Source organism: Streptomyces sp. NPDC052042, from assembly GCF_044548345.1.
Lineage (GTDB): Bacteria > Actinomycetota > Actinomycetes > Streptomycetales > Streptomycetaceae > Streptomyces.
Genome location: NZ_JBIUBU010000015.1, coordinates 23171 through 44651 on the forward strand (window position 1 = coordinate 23171; position 21481 = coordinate 44651).

21 protein-coding genes are annotated in these 21481 nt (G+C 72.2%); 8 read left to right on the plus strand and 13 right to left on the minus strand.

Annotated elements, in window-relative coordinates; translation table 11 throughout:
* Nucleotides 1-83 precede the first annotated feature (83 nt).
* Nucleotides 84-911, minus strand: a complete 828-nt coding sequence (locus ACIHCL_RS23270; protein WP_399864442.1) for a glycoside hydrolase family 25 protein — start codon at nucleotides 909-911, stop codon at nucleotides 84-86.
* A gap of 258 nt (nucleotides 912-1169) precedes the next feature.
* Between ACIHCL_RS23270 and ACIHCL_RS23275 the strand changes: the two genes are divergently transcribed.
* Nucleotides 1170-2210, plus strand: coding sequence for a peptidoglycan-binding protein (locus tag ACIHCL_RS23275; RefSeq protein ID WP_399864443.1), 1041 nt, complete (start codon nucleotides 1170-1172; stop codon nucleotides 2208-2210).
* Between the two features lie 31 nt (nucleotides 2211-2241).
* Here ACIHCL_RS23275 and mmpA read toward each other — a convergent pair whose 3' ends face one another.
* On the minus strand, nucleotides 2242-2385 hold the full coding sequence (gene mmpA / locus ACIHCL_RS23280) for a morphogenic membrane protein MmpA (protein WP_399864444.1): 144 nt from the start codon (nucleotides 2383-2385) through the stop codon (nucleotides 2242-2244).
* 102 nt (nucleotides 2386-2487) lie between these two features.
* Nucleotides 2488-3150 (minus strand): endonuclease V, encoded by a 663-nt coding sequence (locus ACIHCL_RS23285; protein WP_399864622.1) that lies wholly within the window; start codon nucleotides 3148-3150, stop codon nucleotides 2488-2490.
* A gap of 488 nt (nucleotides 3151-3638) precedes the next feature.
* On the opposite strand from ACIHCL_RS23285, the gene ACIHCL_RS23290 reads away from it, so the two are divergent.
* Complete coding sequence (locus ACIHCL_RS23290) at nucleotides 3639-4052, plus strand: SsgA family sporulation/cell division regulator (RefSeq protein WP_399864445.1); 414 nt, start codon at nucleotides 3639-3641, stop codon at nucleotides 4050-4052.
* Nucleotides 4053-4191: 139 nt separating this feature from the next.
* On the opposite strand, the gene ACIHCL_RS23295 is transcribed toward ACIHCL_RS23290, so the two are convergent.
* Nucleotides 4192-4524: an ATP-binding protein gene (locus ACIHCL_RS23295; RefSeq protein WP_399864446.1), complete on the minus strand. Its 333-nt coding sequence runs from the start codon at nucleotides 4522-4524 to the stop codon at nucleotides 4192-4194.
* 294 nt (nucleotides 4525-4818) lie between these two features.
* Between ACIHCL_RS23295 and ACIHCL_RS23300 the strand changes: the two genes are divergently transcribed.
* The 4 genes from ACIHCL_RS23300 (at nucleotide 4819) to ACIHCL_RS23315 (ending at nucleotide 9492) form a co-directional block, all read left to right on the plus strand.
* Entirely contained in the window at nucleotides 4819-5673 is an 855-nt protein-coding gene (locus ACIHCL_RS23300; RefSeq protein WP_399864448.1) for a Scr1 family TA system antitoxin-like transcriptional regulator, read from the plus strand.
* Between the two features lie 25 nt (nucleotides 5674-5698).
* Entirely contained in the window at nucleotides 5699-5890 is a 192-nt protein-coding gene (locus ACIHCL_RS23305) for a hypothetical protein (protein WP_399864449.1), read from the plus strand.
* Between the two features lie 177 nt (nucleotides 5891-6067).
* Nucleotides 6068-8362, plus strand: a complete 2295-nt coding sequence (locus ACIHCL_RS23310) for an ATP-binding cassette domain-containing protein (RefSeq protein WP_399864450.1) — start codon at nucleotides 6068-6070, stop codon at nucleotides 8360-8362.
* Between the two features lie 155 nt (nucleotides 8363-8517).
* Entirely contained in the window at nucleotides 8518-9492 is a 975-nt protein-coding gene (locus tag ACIHCL_RS23315; RefSeq protein WP_399864452.1) for an acyl-ACP desaturase, read from the plus strand.
* 85 nt (nucleotides 9493-9577) lie between these two features.
* Here ACIHCL_RS23315 and ACIHCL_RS23320 read toward each other — a convergent pair whose 3' ends face one another.
* Together ACIHCL_RS23320 and ACIHCL_RS23325 are read right to left on the minus strand one after the other, a co-directional pair.
* The gene (locus ACIHCL_RS23320; RefSeq protein ID WP_399864453.1) at nucleotides 9578-10084 is read right to left on the minus strand and encodes a tetratricopeptide repeat protein; all 507 of its coding nucleotides are present in this window, start codon (nucleotides 10082-10084) and stop codon (nucleotides 9578-9580) included.
* 91 nt (nucleotides 10085-10175) lie between these two features.
* Nucleotides 10176-10430 (minus strand): WhiB family transcriptional regulator, encoded by a 255-nt coding sequence (locus ACIHCL_RS23325; RefSeq protein ID WP_399864455.1) that lies wholly within the window; start codon nucleotides 10428-10430, stop codon nucleotides 10176-10178.
* Nucleotides 10431-11005: 575 nt separating this feature from the next.
* Here ACIHCL_RS23325 and ACIHCL_RS23330 point away from each other — a divergent pair.
* Entirely contained in the window at nucleotides 11006-13273 is a 2268-nt protein-coding gene (locus tag ACIHCL_RS23330; protein WP_399864457.1) for a DEAD/DEAH box helicase, read from the plus strand.
* A gap of 34 nt (nucleotides 13274-13307) precedes the next feature.
* Here ACIHCL_RS23330 and ACIHCL_RS23335 read toward each other — a convergent pair whose 3' ends face one another.
* From ACIHCL_RS23335 to ligD, 3 genes are all read right to left on the minus strand, one after another.
* Nucleotides 13308-14462, minus strand: coding sequence for a multicopper oxidase domain-containing protein (locus ACIHCL_RS23335; RefSeq protein ID WP_399864458.1), 1155 nt, complete (start codon nucleotides 14460-14462; stop codon nucleotides 13308-13310).
* 425 nt (nucleotides 14463-14887) lie between these two features.
* Nucleotides 14888-15967 (minus strand): ABC transporter permease, encoded by a 1080-nt coding sequence (locus tag ACIHCL_RS23340; protein WP_399864459.1) that lies wholly within the window; start codon nucleotides 15965-15967, stop codon nucleotides 14888-14890.
* Nucleotides 15964-16974, minus strand: a complete 1011-nt coding sequence (gene ligD / locus ACIHCL_RS23345; RefSeq protein ID WP_399864623.1) for a non-homologous end-joining DNA ligase — start codon at nucleotides 16972-16974, stop codon at nucleotides 15964-15966. Before ligD ends, ACIHCL_RS23340 begins: the two co-directional genes overlap by 4 nt.
* 97 nt (nucleotides 16975-17071) lie before the next feature.
* Here ligD and ACIHCL_RS23350 point away from each other — a divergent pair, with 97 nt between their 5' ends.
* A complete protein-coding gene (locus ACIHCL_RS23350; protein WP_399864460.1) occupies nucleotides 17072-18139 on the plus strand; it encodes an ATP-dependent DNA ligase in 1068 nt (355 codons plus the stop codon).
* Here the strand turns inward: ACIHCL_RS23350 and ACIHCL_RS23355 are convergent.
* The 4 genes from ACIHCL_RS23355 to ACIHCL_RS23370 form a co-directional block, all read right to left on the minus strand.
* Nucleotides 18122-19327: a lytic transglycosylase domain-containing protein gene (locus ACIHCL_RS23355; RefSeq protein WP_399864461.1), complete on the minus strand. Its 1206-nt coding sequence runs from the start codon at nucleotides 19325-19327 to the stop codon at nucleotides 18122-18124. The genes ACIHCL_RS23350 and ACIHCL_RS23355 overlap by 18 nt on opposite strands.
* A gap of 37 nt (nucleotides 19328-19364) precedes the next feature.
* Nucleotides 19365-20162: a hypothetical protein gene (locus tag ACIHCL_RS23360; RefSeq protein WP_399864462.1), complete on the minus strand. Its 798-nt coding sequence runs from the start codon at nucleotides 20160-20162 to the stop codon at nucleotides 19365-19367.
* 43 nt (nucleotides 20163-20205) lie between these two features.
* On the minus strand, nucleotides 20206-20736 hold the full coding sequence (locus ACIHCL_RS23365) for a hypothetical protein (RefSeq protein WP_399864463.1): 531 nt from the start codon (nucleotides 20734-20736) through the stop codon (nucleotides 20206-20208).
* A 77-nt stretch (nucleotides 20737-20813) separates the two neighbouring features.
* A complete protein-coding gene (locus ACIHCL_RS23370; RefSeq protein WP_399864465.1) occupies nucleotides 20814-21464 on the minus strand; it encodes a hypothetical protein in 651 nt (216 codons plus the stop codon).
* Nucleotides 21465-21481: the final 17 nt, after the last annotated feature.

Genomic DNA, 21481 nt, shown 5'->3' on the forward strand with positions numbered 1-21481 from the left:
TGATATGCGGGTCACCGAACCGCCGTACGGGGCGGGCGGCGGGTCACCGAACCGCCGTACGGGGCGGGGCCGAGGGCCTTCGGTCAGCGGCCGTCCGGACCCGGCGCTCCCCCCTTCGCAAGTGCCGCGAGTTCGGACCGGCTGCCGCGGAAGACGTTGCGGTCCACCGGTCCCACGACCCCGGGGTCGCTTCCCGTCTGCGTGTGCTGCCAGAAGGACCAGGAGCGCCCCGCACCGGGCACCCGCTGGGGCTCGTCGGAGCCGCTGCCGTAGCGGGCGAGCCACAGATGATGGCCGGCGAACACCTCCCCCTCGCCGCCCATGCACTCCTTCACGAAGGACGCCCGGGTGTAGACGATCGGGGTGACACCGAATGCCTTGCGCACCTCCTGGAGGAAGACGCGCAGTTCCTGAGTGCGCAGATGCTGCGGGCACACCTCCCCGCCACCGCCCGCGGGCAGTTTCTCCACGTCCAGTACCGGCGGCAGTTCGCCCGCCCGGTCGCCGCGATAGCCTGCGGCTCGGACGGTCGTGACGAAGTGCCTCGCCTGGGCCGCCCCGTCGGACGCGCTCCTCGGGTGGAAGAAGTGGTACGGGGCACGGAACAACGAGGTCCGGGACACCGCGGCGTAGTCGTCGGCGAACCACGTGTCCCGCCCCGACGCCCCCTGCGTGGCTTTGAGGAAGGCGAAGTCGTTCGCGGCGGCCACCCGACGCCAGTCGATCTCCGTCGGATGGTCCCGCCCCTTGGACTCGTGGTTGTGGTGGCTGGTATCCACCCCGGCGACCGAGTACGCGGAGGGCGGCGCGGCGCCGACGGCCGGGGCGATCAAGCCCAGCGCGACGAGGGCTCCTCCCACGACGGTACCGGTCAGCGCGACGCGCACTCTTACGAGTGATGACTGAGGCATATTCAGACCTTTTCGTTCCTCGGATGAAAAGACCACGGGCCGCGCGGTCCACCGCGAACACACAGGTGGGGGCAGCCCACGGGAGGCGGGCGACGGGAGGCGGGAGCGCGGCGCCCGGGGGGTCGGCCGCTCCCCAACTGTGCAGCACCGGCCGGGGGTTTCACTACGATCTGCGTCCCGCTGATCGATGCGCCTATGCAGAGCCACCATGCACGCCGCTGAGCTGCGGCTATGCACACAGAAAACCGGGGAGTGCCGATGACCGACAGCACCGTGCGGAGCGACGAGGAACATCCGGGGCGAGCCCTCGCGGAGCTACTGAGGAGTTGGTGGGAGTCCTCCGCACACGGTGGCCGCGAGAAACCCACTCAGCAGTCCCTCGCGAAACGGCTGGGGATCGACCAGACCACCCTGTCGCGATACCTGAATCCCGCACACTCGTCCAATGCCCCCTGCCGGATCGTCGAGCAGCTGCACACGGCGTTGGGGGCACCGCCCCGCGAACTGGCCCGGGGCCGCGCCCTGGCCGAGGCGGCGGCCGGTTCCGCGTCGGCGAGGAGGCGCCCAGGGGCCGGTAGGCGGTCCGCCCCGACGGCCACCCCCGACGGCGCGGCCACCCCGGGCAGCGCTGCCACCCCCGACGGCGCAGGAACACCGGCGACGAGGAGCGGCACGCGACCCGCCGCGCACGGGCCGGATGCCGGGCACGTGACGCCCGGCAGATGGAAACGCCCTCCCCTCGCACCGGCGATCGCGGGGGCCTCGGCCCTCCTCCTGCTGGCGATCGGCTGCCTGATGTGGTGGCCGGAGCGATCGGCGGGACGCGATGACGCGAAGGCCGTCGCGCAAGTGACGGACCCGCCGTCGCAGGTCATGGAGTGGCCGCTGGCACGGAAGGGGAATGTGCTGTGGAAGGCCCGTACAGTGCAGTTGCTCCTGCGGGCGCACGGCTACGACGTGAAGGTCGACGCCGACTACGGACCGGTGACCGCGGCTGCCGTCAGGGCGTTCCAGACCACCCACGGCCTGACGGCGGACGGCAAGGTGGGGAAGGACACCTGGCCGCTGCTGATCACGACCGTCGATTCCCGCACGCGGGAGCCCGAGGCCGTCATGGCGGTGCAGTACCTGCTCCATCAGGCGGGGGTGCCGACCGACAGCACCGGCACGTACACCCCGTCGACCATGCGGTCGCTGAAGGAGTTCCAGATCTCCCGGAATCTGCCCCCGACCGGTGTCGGTGATGAGGACACCTGGCGCGCTCTGCTCAATGCCCAGGCCCCGGACCTGCACAAGTAGTCGCGACACAACGGCCGGTGCGGCGCCCGGGTCAGAACACCCAGCTCACCAGGGTGCAGATCATCGAGATGGCCCAGACCACCCCCGCGACGACGCCGAGGGTCATTCCCACCGCGACCCGGCGCTGGGCGAGGTACACGGTTCCTGGTCGAGCGGGCGTTCGCTGATCGGTCATGCGAACCAGTCTGCCCGGCGTGATCGGCGAGCGGCATCCGTACGCGTACTCAGTCGGTATCCACCCGCGATCAACGTGCCACGCCATCGCATTGACATGGTGTCAGGGCGCCGTCTCCCGCAGTGCCCGGCGGCAGAGCGTGTCGGCCCTGCGGGTCGTTTCGGGCTGTCGGAAGTCGCGGGCCAGGAGCAGGGTGTGGGCGCAGGCGTTGTCCAGCCCGGTCCGGTGCCCGACCGAGACGAAGACCGGTTTGACGCCGTCCTGGGTGCGCAGCGCCCGGCCCACCTCCTCCTCGCCGTCGAGGAGCGGTGACCAGTCTCCCCGGTGCGGGCCGGGCTGCTCGTAGGAGAAGGTGAACGGGTTCTTGGCGACACCGATCACCGGAAGCCCGGTGAGCACCCCGAGGTGGCTGGCGAGGCCGAAGCGGCGCGGATGCGCAAGGCCGTACCCGTCGCAGACCACGAGCCCGGGATCGGTCGGCAGCGATTCCAGCGCGGTCAGCAGGGCTGGGATCTCACGGAAGGCCAGGAGCCCTGGGACGTACGGGAAGGCGACCCGGCCGACGGAGGTGGCTTCGGCGACCACGTCGAGCGTCGCACCGTCGAGCACCACCGCGGCCGCCGCGACGACATCGCGCTCGTCGTCGTAGGCGACGTCGACCCCGGTGACATGGCCGGTCCCGGGCGGGGGTCCGGGTTCGTCGAGCACCACGCGGGTGCGCAACGCGTCCTGGACGGCTCGGGCCTCGGCCTCGTCGACGGGCATCGGAAACGTTGTCATAGTGCCGTCAAGTCTACGAGCCGCCCGGCGGCCTGGTGAGTGCGCGCCCGCCGCCTGCGGGGGGTGTCCGCGGGCTACGGGGACGTGTCCGAGCGGGCGGCGGCCCGGCCCGCCCGGCCCGCGGTGGGCGTGGGCCGGGGCCGAGGGCTCCGCCCGTCGCGGCGGCCCGCATCGCCGGACCCCGTCCCCCTGGTCGGTGCCGCCGCACGGAATCCCCTGACGCGAGCGGAACCCCATGGCACGGGCCGTCTCTTCCTCCCTCGTCCCTCCCTCTGCTCTCCCTCGGCTCGTGAGGCACCGGAGGTCGTCCCGCGGCCGTACATGGCCCGGATGCCGAGCCATGAAGCGGGTACACGACCGGTGCCCGGCGCCCAGTGACACAACTCACCCGCCGTCCTGTGCACGCGAGCGGGGGATCCGCCGTCTCTGTCTTTGTCGGGAACCGTTCATCCGGCCGAGAGAGGGAGCAGGTCTTGTCCACCGTCATCGAACAGCCCGTACAGGCCCGCATCGTCGCGTCGGCACCGCGGATGGAGACGCTTCCCGCCACTCTGCGGTACGACCGGAGAGACCCGTTCGCCGTACACATGGCGTTCCCGGCGACGGCGACCCTGGAGGGCACCGACGTGTCCTGGGAGTTCTCCCGGGAGTTGCTCGCCACGGGAATGGACGAAGCCGCCGGTGTCGGAGACGTACGCATCAGGCCGTACGGCTACGACCGCACGGTCCTGGAGTTCCACGCCGTCGAGGGGATCGCGATGGTCCACGTCCGCACCGCGGAGCTGCGGCTGTTCCTCGAACGCGCGCAGGCACTGGTGCCGTCCGGCGACGAGCACCGGTTCCTGGATCTCGACCGGGACCTGACCGATCTGTTCGGCGGAATCTGACCGGCCGGACCCGCGCCGTCGGGCCGCCTCGTTCCGTCTCGTTCCGCCTTGTCAGAGGGCGGGCCGCTGTCCGCTCCCCGGGATCCGGCGGCCCGGGGTTCCGGGCCGGATACGGACGGCGGACGCGTGGGTCGTGCGGTCAGCGGTGGAGCAATGCCCAGGTCTTGCAGCCGCCGGACGGGGTCAGCGCGGGGGCGAGTCCCCAGTCCCCGCCGTGCGAGTCGACCGCCGCCGCCAGCAACCACATGCTCTCGCTGCGCCGTCGGCGGCACTTCTCGGACTTCTCGGCCGAACCATGGGGCGGATGCTGGTCGTAGAGAATGACGCGCAGTGCGTCGAACTGCCAGTGGACGCGCAGGAGCATTTCCCGGTCCGGAGTGAACCGGTAGGCGGCGGCGACCAGTTCGGAGGCGGCGAGAACAGCCGTCTCACGGAGTTCCGAGAGTCCGTGCCGTTCGAGGAGCGTGCCCACGGTTCCACGCGCGACGCCGGCACAGAACGCGCCACCCGGTAAAGCGAACGAGTAGCTGAGGTTGTCCTCCCTGGGCGGCCGGGGTCCGACCGGTACGGGAGCCGGGAGGCAACGCAATGCGCCCTTCATCAAGATGCCCACATTTCCGGTAATTGTGTTGACGATCACAACCGAGGTAAGTCGCCCCGTGTGAGACTTGCACTACCGACGGTAGCGCACCCCGGAGCACAGTGCTACCACTTGCCCGGTTCCGGTTGTTTCGTTCGGGACGATCCTCGGAAAGGACCATCCACCGTGCCACCCAGAAGCACCCCGACCGCCCGGCAGCAACGCCTGGGCGCCGAACTGCGCAGGCTGCGCGAGCAGTCGGGGATGTCGGTGCAGCAGGCCGCCGCCCTGCTGGGCGTCGACCGCACCCGCATCCCGAACATCGAATCGGGCCGGTTCGGCATCAGCGCCGAGCGGGTCCGCACCCTCGCGTTCAACTACGGCTGCCCGGACACCGGCCTGATCGACCTGCTCGCCGAGATGGCCCAGGAACGGGCCAGGGGCTGGTGGGAGGAGCACCGCGGACTGCTGCCCCCCGGGCTGCTGGACATCGCCGAACTCGAACACCACGCGGTCGACCTGAGCACGTCGACGACCATCCACATTCCCGGCCTGCTGCAAACCGAGGAGCACGCACGGGCCCTCTTCGCCATGGCCGATCCCCCGCTGCCCGGCCCGGATCTGAACGCCCGGCTCGCCCTGCGGCTGCGCCGCCAGGAGGTGCTGGACCGGGACCACCGTCCCCCCTCCTACGAGGCGGTGATCCACGAGGCGGCCCTGCGCATGCAGTTCGGCGGCCCGGAGGTGGCGCGCGCCCAGCTGGACCACGTCCTCGTCCGGTCCGAACGGGACCGGATCACCGTCCGGGTCATCCCGTTCACCGCCGGCGGCCTCCCCGGCGCGGGGCAGTCGTTCACCTACGCGGGCGCCCCGGTACCCCAGCTCGATACTGTGCAGCTCGATTCCTCGCACGGCTCGATGGTGTTGGACTCCGACATGCAACTACGCCGATACCGCGGCCTGTTGGGGCGTCTTCGGGCGCTCGCGCTCCCGGTCGGGGAATCACGCGACCTCATCCGGACCATAGCCCGGGACCTGTGACCCGGCACCTGTGAGAGGACTGACCATGACCGAGATCCACTGGGACGACCCCTTCTGCAGCGAGGGCGCCAACTGCTTCCGCTTCGGGCTCGACGACCAGGGCCGCGCGTACATCGGCTCCACGACGGACACCGACGTGCACGTCAGCGACTCCGTGGAGGCACTGCGGGCGCTGATCTCCGCGCTGAAGTCGGGGGCCGCTGACCACCTCCTCTGACCCTCCGGGCCGTCCCGCACGCCCGCACCACGGCGCCCCTGCGGCGAGCGCGTTCGCTCCGAGTACGCCGACAGCTCTGAGCAGCCCTCCCGCGGGGCCGACCGGGCCCCGTGGAGGAATCCGGCCACCCGGGAATCCAGACAGAGGGTGTCGGGTATCGCCGTTAGCTTCGGCCGCATGGATCAGCCCACCCTCCCGAAAACGGACCGGAGCATCGTCGTCACCGGGGCACGCGCGAACAATCTGCGCGATGTCTCCCTCACCGTCCCCAAGGAACGGATCACCGTCTTCACCGGCGTGTCCGGCTCGGGCAAGTCGTCGCTCGTCTTCGGCACGATCGCCGTGGAGTCCCAACGGCAGCTGAACGAGACGTTCGGCTCGTTCATCCGCAACCGGCTGCCGAAGTACGAGCGGCCCCAGATGGACTCGATCAACGACCTGAACGTGGCGATCGTGGTGGACCAGAAGCCGATCGGCGGCAACGCCCGCTCCACCGTCGGCACCATGACCGACATCTGGTCGGCCATCCGTGTGCTGTTCTCCCGGCACGGAACGCCGAGCGCCGGCCCGGCGACCGCGTACTCCTTCAACGAACCGGACGGCATGTGCCCGGAGTGCGACGGCCTGGGGCACACGGTGCGTCTCGACGTCGACCGGGCGATCGACCCCGACAAGTCGCTCAACGACGGCGCGCTGTTGCTGCCGGGGCTCTCGGTGGGCGGCTGGGAGTGGCAGTTGTACGCCGGTTCGGGGCGCTTCGACAACGACAAGCCGCTCCGGGACTTCACCGACGAGGAGATGCGGCTCCTGCTCCACGGCGCCGGGTTCACCGTGCGGCTGAGGCTGAAGTCGTCCTCGGCCGACGTGCGGTTCGAGGGCATCGTCGAACGCTTCACCCGGCTCCACCTGAAGCGGGACACCGAAGGGCTCTCGGAGCGGCGGCGCGCGACCGCCGCTCGCTTCACCACCGAATCGGTGTGCGCCTCCTGCGCGGGTGCCCGGCTGAACGCGGCGGCGCTCGCCACCCGGATCGACGGCCTCTCCATCGCCGACTACGCGCGGATGGAGGTGACGGACCTGGTGAAGGTGCTGGCCGCGATCGACGATCCGGTGGCCGGTCCGGTCGCCTCGGCCGCGCGCGAACGACTGGAGCGGCTGGTCGGCATCGGGCTCGGCTACCTCAGCCTGGACCGCGAGACCACCACCCTGTCCGGCGGCGAGGGGCAGCGGCTCAAGCTGGTTCGGCATCTGGGCAGTTCGCTGACCGGACTGACCTTCGTCCTCGACGAGCCGAGCGTGGGACTGCATCCGCGCGACGTCGGCCGGCTGAACGACCTGCTGGTCCGGCTGCGCGACCGGGGCAACACCGTCCTGGTCGTCGAGCACGACCCGGATGTGATCGCGGTGGCGGACCACGTCGTCGACATGGGGCCGCGGGCGGGGGCCGACGGCGGACGCGTCGTCTTCGAGGGGCCCGTGGAACGGCTGCGCCGGGCGGACACGCTCACCGGCCGGTATCTGCGCCGGGGCGGGCACGTCAAGGAGACGTTCCGGCCCCCCACCGGGTGGATGCCGGTGACGGGCGCCGCGCTGCACAACCTCAAGGACGTGGACGTGGCGTTCCCGAGCGGTGTCCTGACGGTGGTGACGGGAGTGGCCGGATCCGGCAAGTCGACCCTGGTCTCACGGGTTTTCACGGCGGCGTATCCGGAGGCGGTGGTCGTCGACCAGGGTGCGATCGCCGCCTCGTCGCGCTCCACCCCCGCCTCGTACCTCGGCGCGCTGGACCCCATCCGCAGGATCTTCGCCCGTGAGAACGGCGTCGCCCCGGGGCTCTTCAGCTTCAACTCGTCCGGTGCGTGCGGGAACTGCTCGGGCCGGGGCGTCATCTGCACCGATCTCGCGTTCATGGACCCGGTGACCATCACCTGCGCGGTGTGCGAGGGACGGCGTTTCCACGACGAGGTGCTGCGGTACCGGGTCGGCGGCGCGTCCATCGTCGACGTGCTGGAGATGACCGCCGCGCGGGCCGCGCGGCTCTTCGACGATCCGGCCGTGCTGCGCAGGCTGCGGGCCCTCGACGAGGTCGGCCTGACGCACCTGCCCCTCGGTCGGCCCCTCAGCACCCTCTCCGGTGGTGAGCGCCAGCGCATCAAACTGGCCACCCGGCTGCACCGGACCGGTGCCGTGTACATCCTCGACGAACCGACCACCGGGCTGCACATGGCGGACACGGGATCGCTCGTCGGCCTGCTGGACCGGCTCGTGGACGCGGGCAACAGCGTGATCTGCGTGGAGCACGACCTCGATGTGGTCAGACGCGCGGACTGGGTGATCGACCTCGGCCCCGACGGAGGCCGCAACGGTGGCGAGGTCCTCTTCGAGGGGACCCCCGCGGCGCTGCTCGCTCACCGCACCTCGTTCACGGCCGAGTACCTGCGCCGGGACCTGGAGCGGGGCGGCGAGGGATGACCCTTTTCCCCCGGCCTGCGGGTAGACACGTTTTCGAGGGGGGTTTCAGAACCGCTTGAGAGGGGTCGAGTTGGCGGGGGGCTTACCACGGCTTTAACCTACGGTCTCGTAACCTACGTTCCCGTAGGTAAATCTCCCGTCCCCAGGAGTCCCCCGTGACGATCACCGCTCCCCACCTCGGCAGTTCCAAGGCGTGGACCGACGCCCGACTGCTGTACGCCCTGGAAGAGGTGGTCGAGAAGGAGCTCAATCGCCACCTCAAGGTCGCCAAGGACTGGATGCCGCACGAGTACGTGCCGTTCTCCGACGGGCGGAACTTCCCGGGTCTCTTCGAGGACGGTGAGGAGTGGCGGGCCGATCAGTCGAAGGTGACCGACATCGGCAGGACCGCCCTCGTCGTCAACCTGCTGACGGAGGACAACCTTCCGAGCTACCACCACGAGATCGCCACGCTCTTCGGCCGTGACGGCGCCTGGGGCACATGGGTGCACCGCTGGACCGCCGAGGAGGGCCGGCACGGAATCGTGATGCGCGACTACCTCCTCACCTCGCGGGCCGTGGACCCGGACGCGCTGGAGCGGTTCCGGATGGCGCACATGGGATCGGGCTTCGAGTCCGACAACCGCCACTCGATGCTGCGCTCCGTGGCGTACGTCGCCTTCCAGGAGCTGGCCACCCGCGTCTCGCACCGCAACACCGGCCGTGAGTCCGGCGACCCCGTGTGCGACCGGATGCTGGCGCGCATCGCGACCGACGAGAACCTGCACATGGTCTTCTACCGCAACCTGCTGGGCGCGGCGTTCGAGATCGCCCCGGACGAGACGATGCGGGCCGTGCGGGACGTCGTCGTCGACTTCCGGATGCCGGGCCACGGGATCCCGGGCTTCGAGCGGGCCGCCGCGCGGATGGCGATCGGCGAGGTCTACAACCTGCGCATCCACCACGACGACGTGCTCCAGCCGGTGCTGCGTTATCTGAAGGTGTTGCAGGTCGACGGGCTGGGCCCCGACGGCCTGCGCGCCCAGGAGGAACTGGGCCTGTACATGGACGGCCTCGACGCGGAGGCGGCGAAGTTCGACGAGAAGCTCGCCGCCCGCAAGGCGCGGATGGCCGCGCGCGCGGGAGCCTGATCCCCGGTCCGCCCTCCCGCCCGGACATCACCGTGCGGCCCTCCGCTCGTGCCGGCGGCGGCCGGGAGGGCGCCCGCCGCCGGACTCATCCCGTCGCCCACAGGTCGCGCGCGTAGTGCTCGATCGCCTTGCGGTACTGCCGCACGTACGGGTCCTGGCCGTCGGCGGCCACCAGCTCCAGCAGCAGGCGCGTGCAAGCGTGGTACTCGCCGGTGTTGAACAGGGCCATGGCGAGGAAGGCCCGCAGCGCCCCGTCGTCGGGGAACTCCTCGACGCCCGCGCTCAGGACCTCGACGGCCCTGTCGTACCGGCCGAGCACCCGATGGGTGCTCCCCAGGCCGAGGAGCGCGCCCCGGCGGTCCTCCTCGGACAGGCCAGGACCGTGCAGGCAGCGTTCGTAGAACGGTACGGCCTCGGCCTCCAGGCCGAGCACATCGTGGACCCACGCCGTCTGGTAGGCCACTTCGGCATCGGTGGGGTGGGCGGCGGAGAGGGACAGCAGCAGGCTGCGGGCCTCCTCGGGGCGGCCCTCGACGCGCAGCCGTACGGCCGCCGCGAGCAGGGTGTCCCGGCCGTTTTCCTTTTCGTTCACACCCACACTGTCGCAGGCGGTGCGGTCACCCCGGCCCGCCGGTCCGTGACGGCACGGCCCGGGGCGGGCCCGGAACATGGCACCGGGGAGCTCAGGCCCGCTTGCGTCCGCTTCTGCGCAGCCGTTCCCGCTCCTTCTCGGAGAGACCGCCCCACACGCCGAAGCGCTCGTCGTTGGCCAGGGCGTACTCCAGGCAGGCCACGCGCCCCTCGCAGGCGTTGCAGAGCTGCTTGGCCTCGCGGGTGGAACTGCCGGGGGCGGGGAAGAAGAATTCGGGTCCCGCCTGCGCGCACAACGCTGTCTCCTGCCAGGCGAGTGCGGGGTCGGAAGCGGTGTTGATCAGCATGGCACCCACAGTGCACGGCTTCGATAAACAACCGATCAACGCGCCATCAACGCGGCGCGCCGGTGCTTTCCGGCCGATCTCGCCGACCCCGCCCACGGCCTTCCGCTTCTCCTGCCCCGGCCTTCCCGGCCTCCGCGCACGGCGGATCGGGGCGGGTTCCGTTCGCCCGGCGGCCGTCGGCGCCTTTTGGAGCGTACAAGCCCGTCCCGGCCCGGAGAACCTCGACACGCCCCGGCGTACGTGGCCTCGGTCGTGACGTCGAGGAGCCGGTCGGCGCGGCCCCGGCCTCGCCCTCCGTGTTCCGGGCGACGAGGGAGACGCGTCCCGGCCCGGGGCGCCCTCCCGCGCGGGTGCGCGCGCACCCGCGCCGGCTCCTCCTTCAGCGGATGCCGGGGTTCGGCCCAGGTCAGGAAGACGTCGGCGTGCCGGGCGGGGTCGACTGCGTTCGCGGGCCGGAGCCCGTCGGGGCCGGTCACCGGGCCGGGGTGCTGTCGGCGGCGCGTGGCACGATATGGAGCGCTCGGGGCAGGTGCCGGGCGGAACGGCCGCCCGGCGGCGCGGACAGAGGAACGCAGATGACAGAGGCCGGACCGGCACAGGCCGGGGCACCCACGGGACGGGCCGCCCGGGAGCTCCTGGAGCGGGCCGAGCAACTGCTGTGCACGGCACGCGCGGTGCCGGCCGATCACGCGGGCGCCGTCGGCGCCGTGCGCACGGCGCTGGAGCCGCTGGTCGACGAACTCGTCCGCCGGGAGCTGTCCGCCATCCCGGTCTCCCGGCTGAAGGACGTGACCGAGGGACGGTTGCGGCTCGGCGCCGTGGAGCAGGCCGGTTTCACGACCGTCGACCAGGTCCACGCGGCGAACCGCTACGAGTTGCGCCAGCTTCCCGGCGTCGGTGCGCAGACCGCCGATCAGGCGCTGGCGGCGGCCGGCCAGATCGCCCACGCCGTACGGGACACCGTCGCGGTGCGCATCGATGTGGACGCCCCGGACGAGGCCACGACCGCACTGCTGATCGCGCTGCACCGGCTGGTCGAGGCGGGGCCCGGCGTCCGCCGGGCGGTGGACGCGGCGGGCCGGTTCGTCGCGCGCCTGGAGCCCTTGTCGGCCGCAGCGGGGCCCGCGCGGGGGCGGTTGCGTCTGCTGTTCGCCGGGCGGCAGGCCCGTAGCGGTGCGCTGACAGCCGTCGCCTCGGTGCGCGACACCGTCGACGAGGCGGAGAGGAACGGGCTGCCGCTGCTGTTCGGTCAGGCGTCGGCCGATCTGCTGCGGGAAGTGGACGGCCTCGCGGCCTGGGTCGACTTCGAACTGCGGTCCGCCGAGTACTACAGCCTGCTCGCCGAGATGTCGGGCATCGGCCCGGACCGGGACGCGTCCGAGGGGTTCGTCCCGGCGGGGATCGCCGACCGGGTGCGCGGTCTGCGGCTGGACGACGCGCATCTGCGGGTCTCGCTGCGCGGCTACCAGTCGTTCGGAGCCCGGTTCGCGCTGGCGCAGAAGCGGGTGATACTCGGTGACGAGATGGGGCTGGGCAAGACCGTGCAGGCGATCGCCGCGCTCGCGCATCTCGCGGCGCACGGCGAGACGCACTTCCTGGTGGTGTGCCCCGCGAGCGTGCTGATCAACTGGGCGCGCGAGGTCCGTGCCCGCTCCACGCTGCGGCCCCTGCCGGTGCACGGCCCCGAGCGGCTGGGCGCCTTCGCCGAGTGGCGGGAGGGCGGCGGTGTCGCCGTCACCACGTACGACGCCCTGCACACCCTGCCGGCTCCCCGGGACAACGGGGTGAAGACCGGCATGCTGGTGGTCGACGAGGCCCACTACGTGAAGAACCCGGAGACCCGCCGTTCCCGGGCGGTGTCCGGTTGGACGCGGCACACCGAGCGGGTGCTCTTCCTCACCGGCACGCCGATGGAGAACCGGGTCGAGGAGTTCCGCAGCCTCGTCCGCCACCTCCAGCCCGAACTGGCCCCTTCGGTCCGCATCACCCACGGAGCCGCCGGTTCGCACGCGTTCCGCAGGGCCGTCGCCCCCGCCTACCTGCGCCGCAACCAGGAGGACGTGCTCACCGAACTCCCGGCCCTGGTGCAGGTCGACGAGTGGGAGGAGTTCAGCGAGGACGATCTCGCCGCCTACCGCGAGGCGGTGGACACCGGGCGGTTCATGCGGATGCGGCGGGCCGCGTACGCCCGGCCCGCCGCTTCCGCGAAGCTGAACCGGCTGCGCGAGTTGGTCGCCGAGGCCGCGGAGAACGGCCTCAAGGTCGTGGTGTTCTCGTACTTCCGCGAGGTTCTCGACGCCGTCGGACAGGCTCTCGGGGAGGACGTGTTCGGGCCGCTGGCGGGACATGTCCCGGCCGCCCGGCGCCAGGAGATCGTCGACGCGTTCACCGCCGCCCGGGGCCATGCGGTGCTGCTGAGTCAGATCCAGGCCGGGGGCACCGGGCTCAACCTGCAGGCCGCTTCCGTGGTCATCCTGTGCGAACCGCAGATCAAACCGACGATGGAGCATCAGGCGGTGGCCCGCGCGCACCGGATGGGGCAGATACGGACCGTCCGGGTGCACCGGCTCCTCACGGCCGACAGCGTCGACGAGCGGATTCTGGACATCCTGGCCCGCAAGGAGCGGCTGTTCGACCTGTACGCGCGGCGCAGCGATGTCGCCGAGACGACTCCGGACGCCGTGGACGTGTCGGACGGGACGCTCGCCCGCCGCATCGTCGAGGAGGAGCAGCGGCGCCTCGCGTCGCGGGCGGCCGACGCCGCCGGGGCCACCGAACCGGCCTCACCGGTCGGGGCCGCCGGAGCCGTCGACGTCCCCGGCCCCTCGGCGGAGGACGGCTGACCGGACCGGGCCCTTCGCACCGCCGGTCTCCGGGTCAGGAGCCGTGCGCCGCCGGGTCGTGTCCGGCCCCGCCGGCGGCCGGCGCACCGGGGGTGGCCGTGCCGGACGCCGCCGGACCGGTGCCCGGTGTGCCGGCAGGCGTCTTGTCCGACGTGGTCGTGTCCGGTGCGCCCTTGCCCGGCGCGGTACCGCCCGAGGGGGTCTTCTCCGGTACGGGTGTGCTGTGGGACCCCGGGCCGTGCGGGTCGTGGCCCGGCACGGTGCCGTCCGGTTCGGCGACCAGCAGCAGTCCGGCCATGCCCAGGTCGGAGTGGCTCTGCACATGGCAGTGGTACATCCAGGCCCCCGCCCCCACCCGTTCCCCCGCGATGATCTGGAAGCCGAAGGAGTCCGCCGGGCCGACGGTCTTCGTGTCGATGACGGGGCTGGGGTCGTCCGGGCCGGTGAGCAGACCGGTCCGACTGTCCACCCAGCGGTGTCCGTGCAGATGGAAGGTGTGGAAGTAGTCGCCGTGGGTGATCATCACGACTTCGAGACGCTCCCCCACGGTGGCACGGAAGTCGGGGGCTCGGCGGGCCGGACTGTTGTTGACCGTCGTGCCGTTGAAGGCGATCGTGATGGTCTTGTCCGGCAGGATGTCGCCCCTGCGGCGGACGATCAGGGGACCGTACAGCCCCTTCCGGATTCCTTCGGTGCCGTGGTCCGTGCCGACGACGTGGTCGTGGTAGTGCCAGTAGCCCGCGCTGCCCTCCCGCCAACTGCCGTCCCGACGCCTGCCCGGGGCGTGGGTGTGCCAGGTGTAGGTCCGGGTGCCGCCGGGCTCGGTCATGCTCTTGTTCATCCGGGTGCCGTCGCTGGCGATGTCGTAGTCCACGCCGTGCGGGTGAAGGCTGACCGGCACATCCGTCGTGTTGTGCAGCTCGATCCGCAGGGTGTCGCCCTCGTTGAGTTCGATGAGCGGTCCGGGGACCGTGGCCCTGCCCTTGCTCAGTCCGAATCCCATCCGGTCGTCCGCCAGCTTCTCCGCGTACATCCGCAGGCGGCGCACGGCACCGCCGGGCGGGGCGGTTCTCGGCCCGGCCTGCGCCGAACTGGCCTCGACGGCGCCGAGGGACAACGATGTCACCCCGGTTGCGGCCGCCACCCCGCCGCCCACCAGGAACCTCCGGTTGAAGCTCCTTCTGTCCATGCCGAACTCCCCACTGCCTTACGAATTTACGGAGTGTGTGCGAACTTGGCCGGATCACTGGGGCCGCCCCGGGCCGCGTGCGGACGGCACCGTCCCGGATCCGGCCCGGATCAAAGGGCCGCGGAAAAGGCGGCGATTACGGAGGTTACGGGGCGTGCGGCGGCTTCAGAGGCTGCCGTGATAGGCGGGGCGCGGCTGCCCCTCGGACGGCCCACAACGATTTTCAGGAGAATCCCCCGCTCGTGCGCGCCATGCGGACCGTGTTCCCGCGCCGCCACGGCCGCCGGCGCGTCCCGCACGGTGTCCCGGCCGCTTCCGCGGTCGCGGTGCCCGGCGAGGTCGGGTGCCCTTGCGGAGCGCGCCGGGTCACCGGGCGGGGACCGCGGCGACGGGACCGGGAGCCGAGGGCGCGTCGCCGGGCGGGCTCAGTCGGCCGTGGCCGCATGCCGGGGCGCGTGGTCGCGGCCACCGGGATGCCGATGGCGCCACACCCAGAACACCGTGCAGGAGACCAGCGCCCAGCCGCCGAGCACCAGATACGGGAAGAGGAACTGGTGCCCCCGGTAGTAGACGGCCGTGTGCTGGGCGTTGACCGAGGCCCCCGGCGGGAGCCAGCGGCCGATGTGCCCGAGCACCGAGGGCAGCAGCGGCCAGGACACCGCGCCGCCGGAGGACGGATTGCCCAGCAGCACCATCACGCCCCAGGTGGGCAGCATCGCCCAACGCCCCATCAGGGTGTTGAACATCGTGAAGACCATGCCCGTGGTGAACATGGTGAGCGCCAGGATCAGCCACGAGTGGAGGAACGGCAGGTCCAGGGCGCCGAGCAGCCAGTCGACCACCGCGGCGATCGCGAAGGCGCCGAGCAGCGAGTAAGCGACCGTGAAGGCGATCCGCTCCACGGGCACCAGCGCCCGCGCGTGCACGCTCAGCTGGATCGCGCCGACGAAACCGACGATCACCGCGGCGAGCGAGATGTAGAAGAGGGCGAGTCCGCGCGGGTCGCCCCGCTGCAGCGGTTTGACGTCGCGGACCGTGACCGGGACCCCGGTCCGGGCGCCGACCTCGGCCGCGGACCGAGTGAGCACCTCGGCCACGGAGGCCCCCGCGGCACCGGCCACGTCCAGAAGGACGCCCCGGCCGTCCGCACGCGTGATCGCGAAGACCTCCTGCCGCTCCAGCGCCTGCCGTGCCCGTTCCCGGGTCGGGTACGCGTGGATGACGAGCGAGGCGCCGAGCGCCCGGTCCATGGCGGCCAGGAACTCCGCGCCCCGTGCCGACTCCGGAGGGCCGACCACGGCGATCGGGATCCGGTGCGGGGTCGGATTGGCCATCGCGTAGCTGTAGGAGCCGGCGAAGAGTCCGGCGGCGGCCGCGAGGATGAACAGCAGCACGGTGGCCGGGAGGTACGGCGATTTCTTGTACACCGCCCATTTCTGACGGGTGTTCAGCGGCCGGCCATGTGCCCCGTGCGGTGCGGAGGGCTCCAGGTCGGGTGCGCTCATGCGGCGCCGTCCTCGTCGCTCCGGGCCCGGCTCGGCTGGACCCGTTTCGGTTCGCCGGGCATCTTCGGGTACTCCGGCGGGTATGGCAGATCGCCCAGACCGCGCTCGTGCTCGTCCCGGTCGGCCAGCTCCAGCAGGGCGTCGAGCCGGAAGGCGTGCTCGTCCATGTCCGCGTGCACGTCACCGACCTCGGCGTAGCGCTTCGGCATGGTCCGGATGTCGAAGTCCCGCGGTTCGGCGTCGTCGATCTCGTCCCAGCGCAGCGGGGCGGAGACCGGGGCGTGCGGATGGGGGCGCACGGAGTAGGCGGAGGCGAGGGTGCGGTCGCGGGCGGTCTGGTTGAAGTCGACGAAGATCCTCTCCCCGCGTTCCTCCTTCCACCAGGCGGTCGTCACCCGGTCCGGCATCCGGCGTTCCAGTTCGCGCCCGGTGGCGATGGCGGCACGCCGGACCTCGGTGAAGGTCCAGCATGGTTCGAGGGGGACGAAGACGTGGATGCCCCGGCCGCCGGAGGTCTTGGGCCAACCGCGCAGACCGTGGTCGTCGAGGACGGATCGCAGCTCGTGGGCGGCGCGCACCGCGTCGGCGTACTCGGTTCCGGGCTGTGGATCGAGATCGATGCGCAGTTCGTCCGGATGGTCGGTGTCGGCGCCGCGGACGGGCCAGGGGTGGAAGGTGAGCGTGCCGAGGTTGGCCGCCCAGAGGACGGCGGCCGGTTCGGTCGGGCAGATCTCGTCCGCGTGGCGGCCGCTGGGGAACGTGATCCGGGCGGTGGGGATCCAGTCGGGGAGGTTCTTCGGGGCCCGCTTCTGGTAGAAGAATTCTCCCTCGACCCCGTCCACGAAGCGCTGGAGCGTGGTCGGCCGGTCCCGCAGGGCTCGGGTGATGCCCGGCCCCACCGCGAGGAAGTAATCCGCCACGTCCTTCTTGGTGTAGCCCGGCGCAGGAAAGTAGATCTTGTCCGGACTGGACAGCCGTACGGTCCGTCCACCGGTTTCCAGCTCCACCGCTCTACCCGCTGCGCCCATGACGATCACGGTAGGCCGGACGTACATATGCCGCATATCGGGAGAACCACTCCCTTCCTCGGGTGAGAATCGGACCATGGATCTGCCGGTGATGCCCCCCGTGAAGCCGATGCTCGCCAAGTCCGTCGCGAAGATCCCGCCCGGCATGCAGTACGAGGCCAAGTGGGACGGCTTCCGGGCGATCGTGTACCGCGACGGCGACCAGGTGGTGATCGACAGCCGCACCGGGAAGCCGCTCACCCGCTACTTCCCCGAGTTGGTCGCGGCCGTCCGGGACAATCTGCCGCCGCGCTGCGTCATCGACGGCGAGATCGTGGTGGCGTACGGCGACCGGCTCGACTTCGACCGGCTCAGCGACCGGATCCACCCGGCCGATTCCCGGGTGCGGCTGCTCGCCGAGCGGACCCCCGCCAGTCTGGTCGCCTTCGACATCCTGGCGGTGGGCGACGACTCGCTGCTGTCCCTGCCCCAGTCCGACCGGCGCACCGTACTGGAGGCCGCACTGTCCGCCGCCGGACCGCCCGTCCATCTGGCCCCGGTGACCAGGGACCCCGCGGTCGCCGAGGAGTGGTTCGAACGGTACGAGGGCGCGGGGCTCGACGGGGTGGTCGCCAAGCCGCTCGATCTGCCGTACCGCCCCGACACCCGGGTGATGTACAAGATCAAGCACGAGCGGACCGCCGACTGCGTGGTGGCGGGGTACCGCCTCCACCGGAGCGGACCGGTCGTCGGCTCGCTGCTGCTCGGTCTGTACGACGCCGGGGGTGCCCTGCAGCACGTCGGCGTCTGTGCGGCGTTCTCGCAGAGGCGCCGTGCGGAGTTGGTCGAGGAGCTGGAGCCACTGCGGGTCGATGTCGCCGGGCATCCGTGGGCGGCGTGGGCGGACGCCGAGGCGCACGAGACCGCCCGGCTGCCCGGGGCGCCGAGCCGCTGGTCGGGGAGGAAGGACCGGTCGTGGGTGGCACTGCGTCCGGAGCGGGTCTGCGAGGTGGCGTACGACCACATGGAGGGCGACCGGTTCCGGCACACCACCCGGTTCCGACGGTGGCGGCCGGACCGCACCCCCGAGAGCTGTACGTACACGCAGTTGGTGGAGGTGGTGCGGTACGACCTGGCCGAGGTGCTGTCAGCCGGTGGTGGCTGAGGGCGACGGGGTGGGGCAGGGGTCCTCGCCGGTGCCCGGTTCCGTGGACGGGCCCGGGGTCGTACCCGTCGACGCCGTCGGACCGGGCGACGCGGAGCCGGTCGGGCAGCCGGGGCCGGGTTCCGCGCCACCGGGGTCCGGGGGCGTGCCGGGGTCCGGCAAGGCCGTTCCGCCGCCGGTGGGATCGGGGGAACCGCCCGGACCGGTGGGGTCCGGGCTCCCGGTCGGGTGCGGTGCGCCGGTCGGTGTGGCGGACGGCTTCGGGGACGGCGAGGGTCCGGGCGAGCCACCGGGCTGCGGGCCCACCACGATGCCGCCGACCGGGGTTCCGGGTCCGCCGACCGGCCGCTTCGGCTGGTCGGGGCCGCCCGCGCCGGGGCTCTTCGGTACGACGCCCTTGCCGTCGGCCACGGGGTGGACGCCCTTGCGGTAGAACTCCAGCCAGGACAGCACGGTGCGCAGATAGGCGTCCGAGTGGTTGTAGGCGAGGACCGCCCGGTCCAGGTCGGCCTTCACCGACAGGTCGCGGGCCCCCGCGCAGAGGTAGGCGCCGGCGGCGAGGGCGGCGTCGTAGACGTTGTTCGGGTCGCGGCGGCCGTCGCCGTTCCCGTCCCTGCCCCAGTGGGCCCATGTGGAGGGGATGAACTGCATCGGGCCCACGGCGCGGTCGTAGGTGCGGTCACCGTCGTACACGCCGTCGTCGGTGTCCCGGATCTCGGCGAAGCCCGCACCGTCGAGCACCGGTCCGAGGATCGGGGTGAGGGTCGTGCCGTGCACGTCGACCCGCCCGCCGCCCGCGTGCCCGGACTCGACCCTGCCGATGGCCGCGAGCAGCTGCCACGGCAGGAGGCAGCCGGGGTCGGTGCGGCGCAACGCGCTCTCCGCCTTGCCGTAGGCGGCGAGCACGGTGGTGGGGATGCCGGACTCGGCCCAGGTCCGGGCGGCGGCCGGGCTCCGCTTCGCGCCGGGCCTCGGCGGCTGCGGTGTCGCGAGCGGCGGGAGCTCGGTGTGGTAGGAGTCGTCGTTGGGCGCCTGGGACCATCTGACCTCCTCGGTCTCCTGACGCTCCTTCGCGGTCCGTTCGCGGTGGACGGTCATCGGTGCCTGGGACGCGGTGAGCGCGGCCATGGCGGCGACCGCGGCCGCGGTGCCGCCGATCCTGCGGCGGGTGGTGCCGGTGAACCTCATGCGTGCTCCCCTTTCCCCGGGCCGACGAGTCGCCGAGTCACTGCGTGAAGGTGTCGATGGCCAAGATCCGCCAGGCGCCGTCGCGGCGGACGGCGTCCACGGCGAACATCGCCGCCGCGTAGGTCCTCTCCTCCGAGGCGCCGGTGCGGGTGTTGCTCTGGTCGGCGAAGATCAGCAGCCGGGCCCGGTTTCCGTCGAGAATCTCCACGCCGCTGTCGGTGACGGTCGTGGTGAGGACGAGCTTCTGACCTGGCCCCTGCGACCGGACCCGGGCGAGCATGTCCCGGTGCTGCTGGACCGCCTTGCCGACCAGGTAGGTCTTCGCCGCCCGCTCGGACTTCGCGGGGGCGGCGTAGTCGTACGAGAAGACCGCACCGACCGCCTCCGCGATCCGACCCTTCACCTCGCTGGTGCGGCCGATGTCGGTGAGAGCGGTGTTCTGCCGTGCGGATTCGTCGCGCAGGTTCGCGGCCGAGCTGAAGGCCCAGGCGGCGAAGGCACCGAGGAGCACCGTGAGGGCGCAGAGGACGGCGGGAAGACCGGGGAGGAGGCGCGGTCGCCGGCGCCGCCGCGCCTCCTCCCCGGGGCATGCGCCGCGTGCCTCGGGCCCGTCCGTACCGGCGGCGTCGGCGGCCGGTACGTCGGCCGAGGTGTCCTCCGTGACCGCGGCCTCGTCCATGACCGCGGCTTCGTCCGCCATCGGTGCGCGGGCGGGCTCGGCGTGCGACGCGGCCGGGCCCGCGGGCCGTCGCGGCGGTGCGGCGGCTGTGCCGCGCTCCGCAGCGGCGGCGGCCAGACGGCGTCGGCGGTTGACGAGGTGTCGGGTGGTCGACATGTCGGTGGGGTCCTCTCGGGGGCGGGGTGGGAGGCCGGGGGCGTCAGCCGGCCGTGTTGCCGACCGGTGCCTGGCCGAGGGCGCTGAGCTTCCACCCTTCGGGCGTGCGCGTCAGCTCACCGAGCATCCGGCTCTCCTTCACCGCGGGCGGGGTCTTCGGGGCGGTGACGGTGATCCGCAGCGCGACCATCACCGACGCCTTGCCGGCCCGTTCGTCGAGTTCGGTGAGCGCCCCGGACAGCACCTTGGCGGTGCTCACGGTCCGCGCCGCCCGGATCTGCTTCTCGAACCCGCTCCGCCCGTCGACGAGCTGGCTGTGCAGATCGCCGGTGGTGGAGTCCTCCCAGCCGTCCAGCCCCTGCTCCAGCTTCCGGTGGTCGAGGGTGTTCATGTTCTGCACGGCCTGCTCGCCCGCGGCCAGCGCGTCGTCGCGGGTCCGCGCGAAGGCCGCCGCTCCGTCGTGCGCCGCTCCGTACCAGGACCAGCCGCCCCAGGCCGCTCCCCCGGCCGCCACGGCGGCGAGCGCGATCGCCGCCACCACCAGCGGGTTGTTCCCCGTCCGTACTCGTGCCATCGCTGTCTCTCCCCTGCCGGCCGAACTGAGCTGAGCGGTGGATGCCGCGCCGTACCGTCCCGGTGTCCGTCCGGCGGCTAACGGGCGGCGATGTCGACGATCCGCCAGCGCCCGCCCCGCAGTTCGGCGGTGACGGAGAGCTGGGCGGCGGCCGTGGTGGCGGCCCTTCCCCGGCGCTCGTAGACCTGGTCGAGGAAGACCAGCAGATGGGCGCCGGTGCCGGTGAGCCGGGTGACCCCGGCCCGTACGACGTGGGTGGTGAGGGTCAGTCCCTGGTCCCCGGCCTGCTTCTCGACCTGGCCGAACAGCGCCGCGTACTGCTGGAGCGCCTTCCCGGCGAGGTACCGCTCGGCCGACTCCTTGGTGGCGTCGGTGTCCTGCGGCCCGTAGGAGAACACCTTGGCGAGCGCGTTGCTGACATCGCCGACGACCCTGGCGGTCGCGGTGCTGTCGGTCAGCGCCAGGTTGCCGGTGGCGGGCGTGTCCCGCAGCCGCCCGGCCTCGACGAAGCACCCGACGCCCGCCGCGAGCAGGGCGGCGGCCAGCAGCGCCACCGCTCCGGTGACCAACCGGCGGCGCCGCGGCCCGGCCGCGTCCGCCTCCTCCGCACCGCCCCCCGGCGCCGCGTCCTCCCCCACCACGCCTCCGGCGCCCGCGTCCACCCGCTCCCCGTCCGGGGCCGCGACCCTCTCGTCCGGGTTCCCGATCCGTTCGTCCGTGCTCACCATCGGCGTCCTCCCCCGCT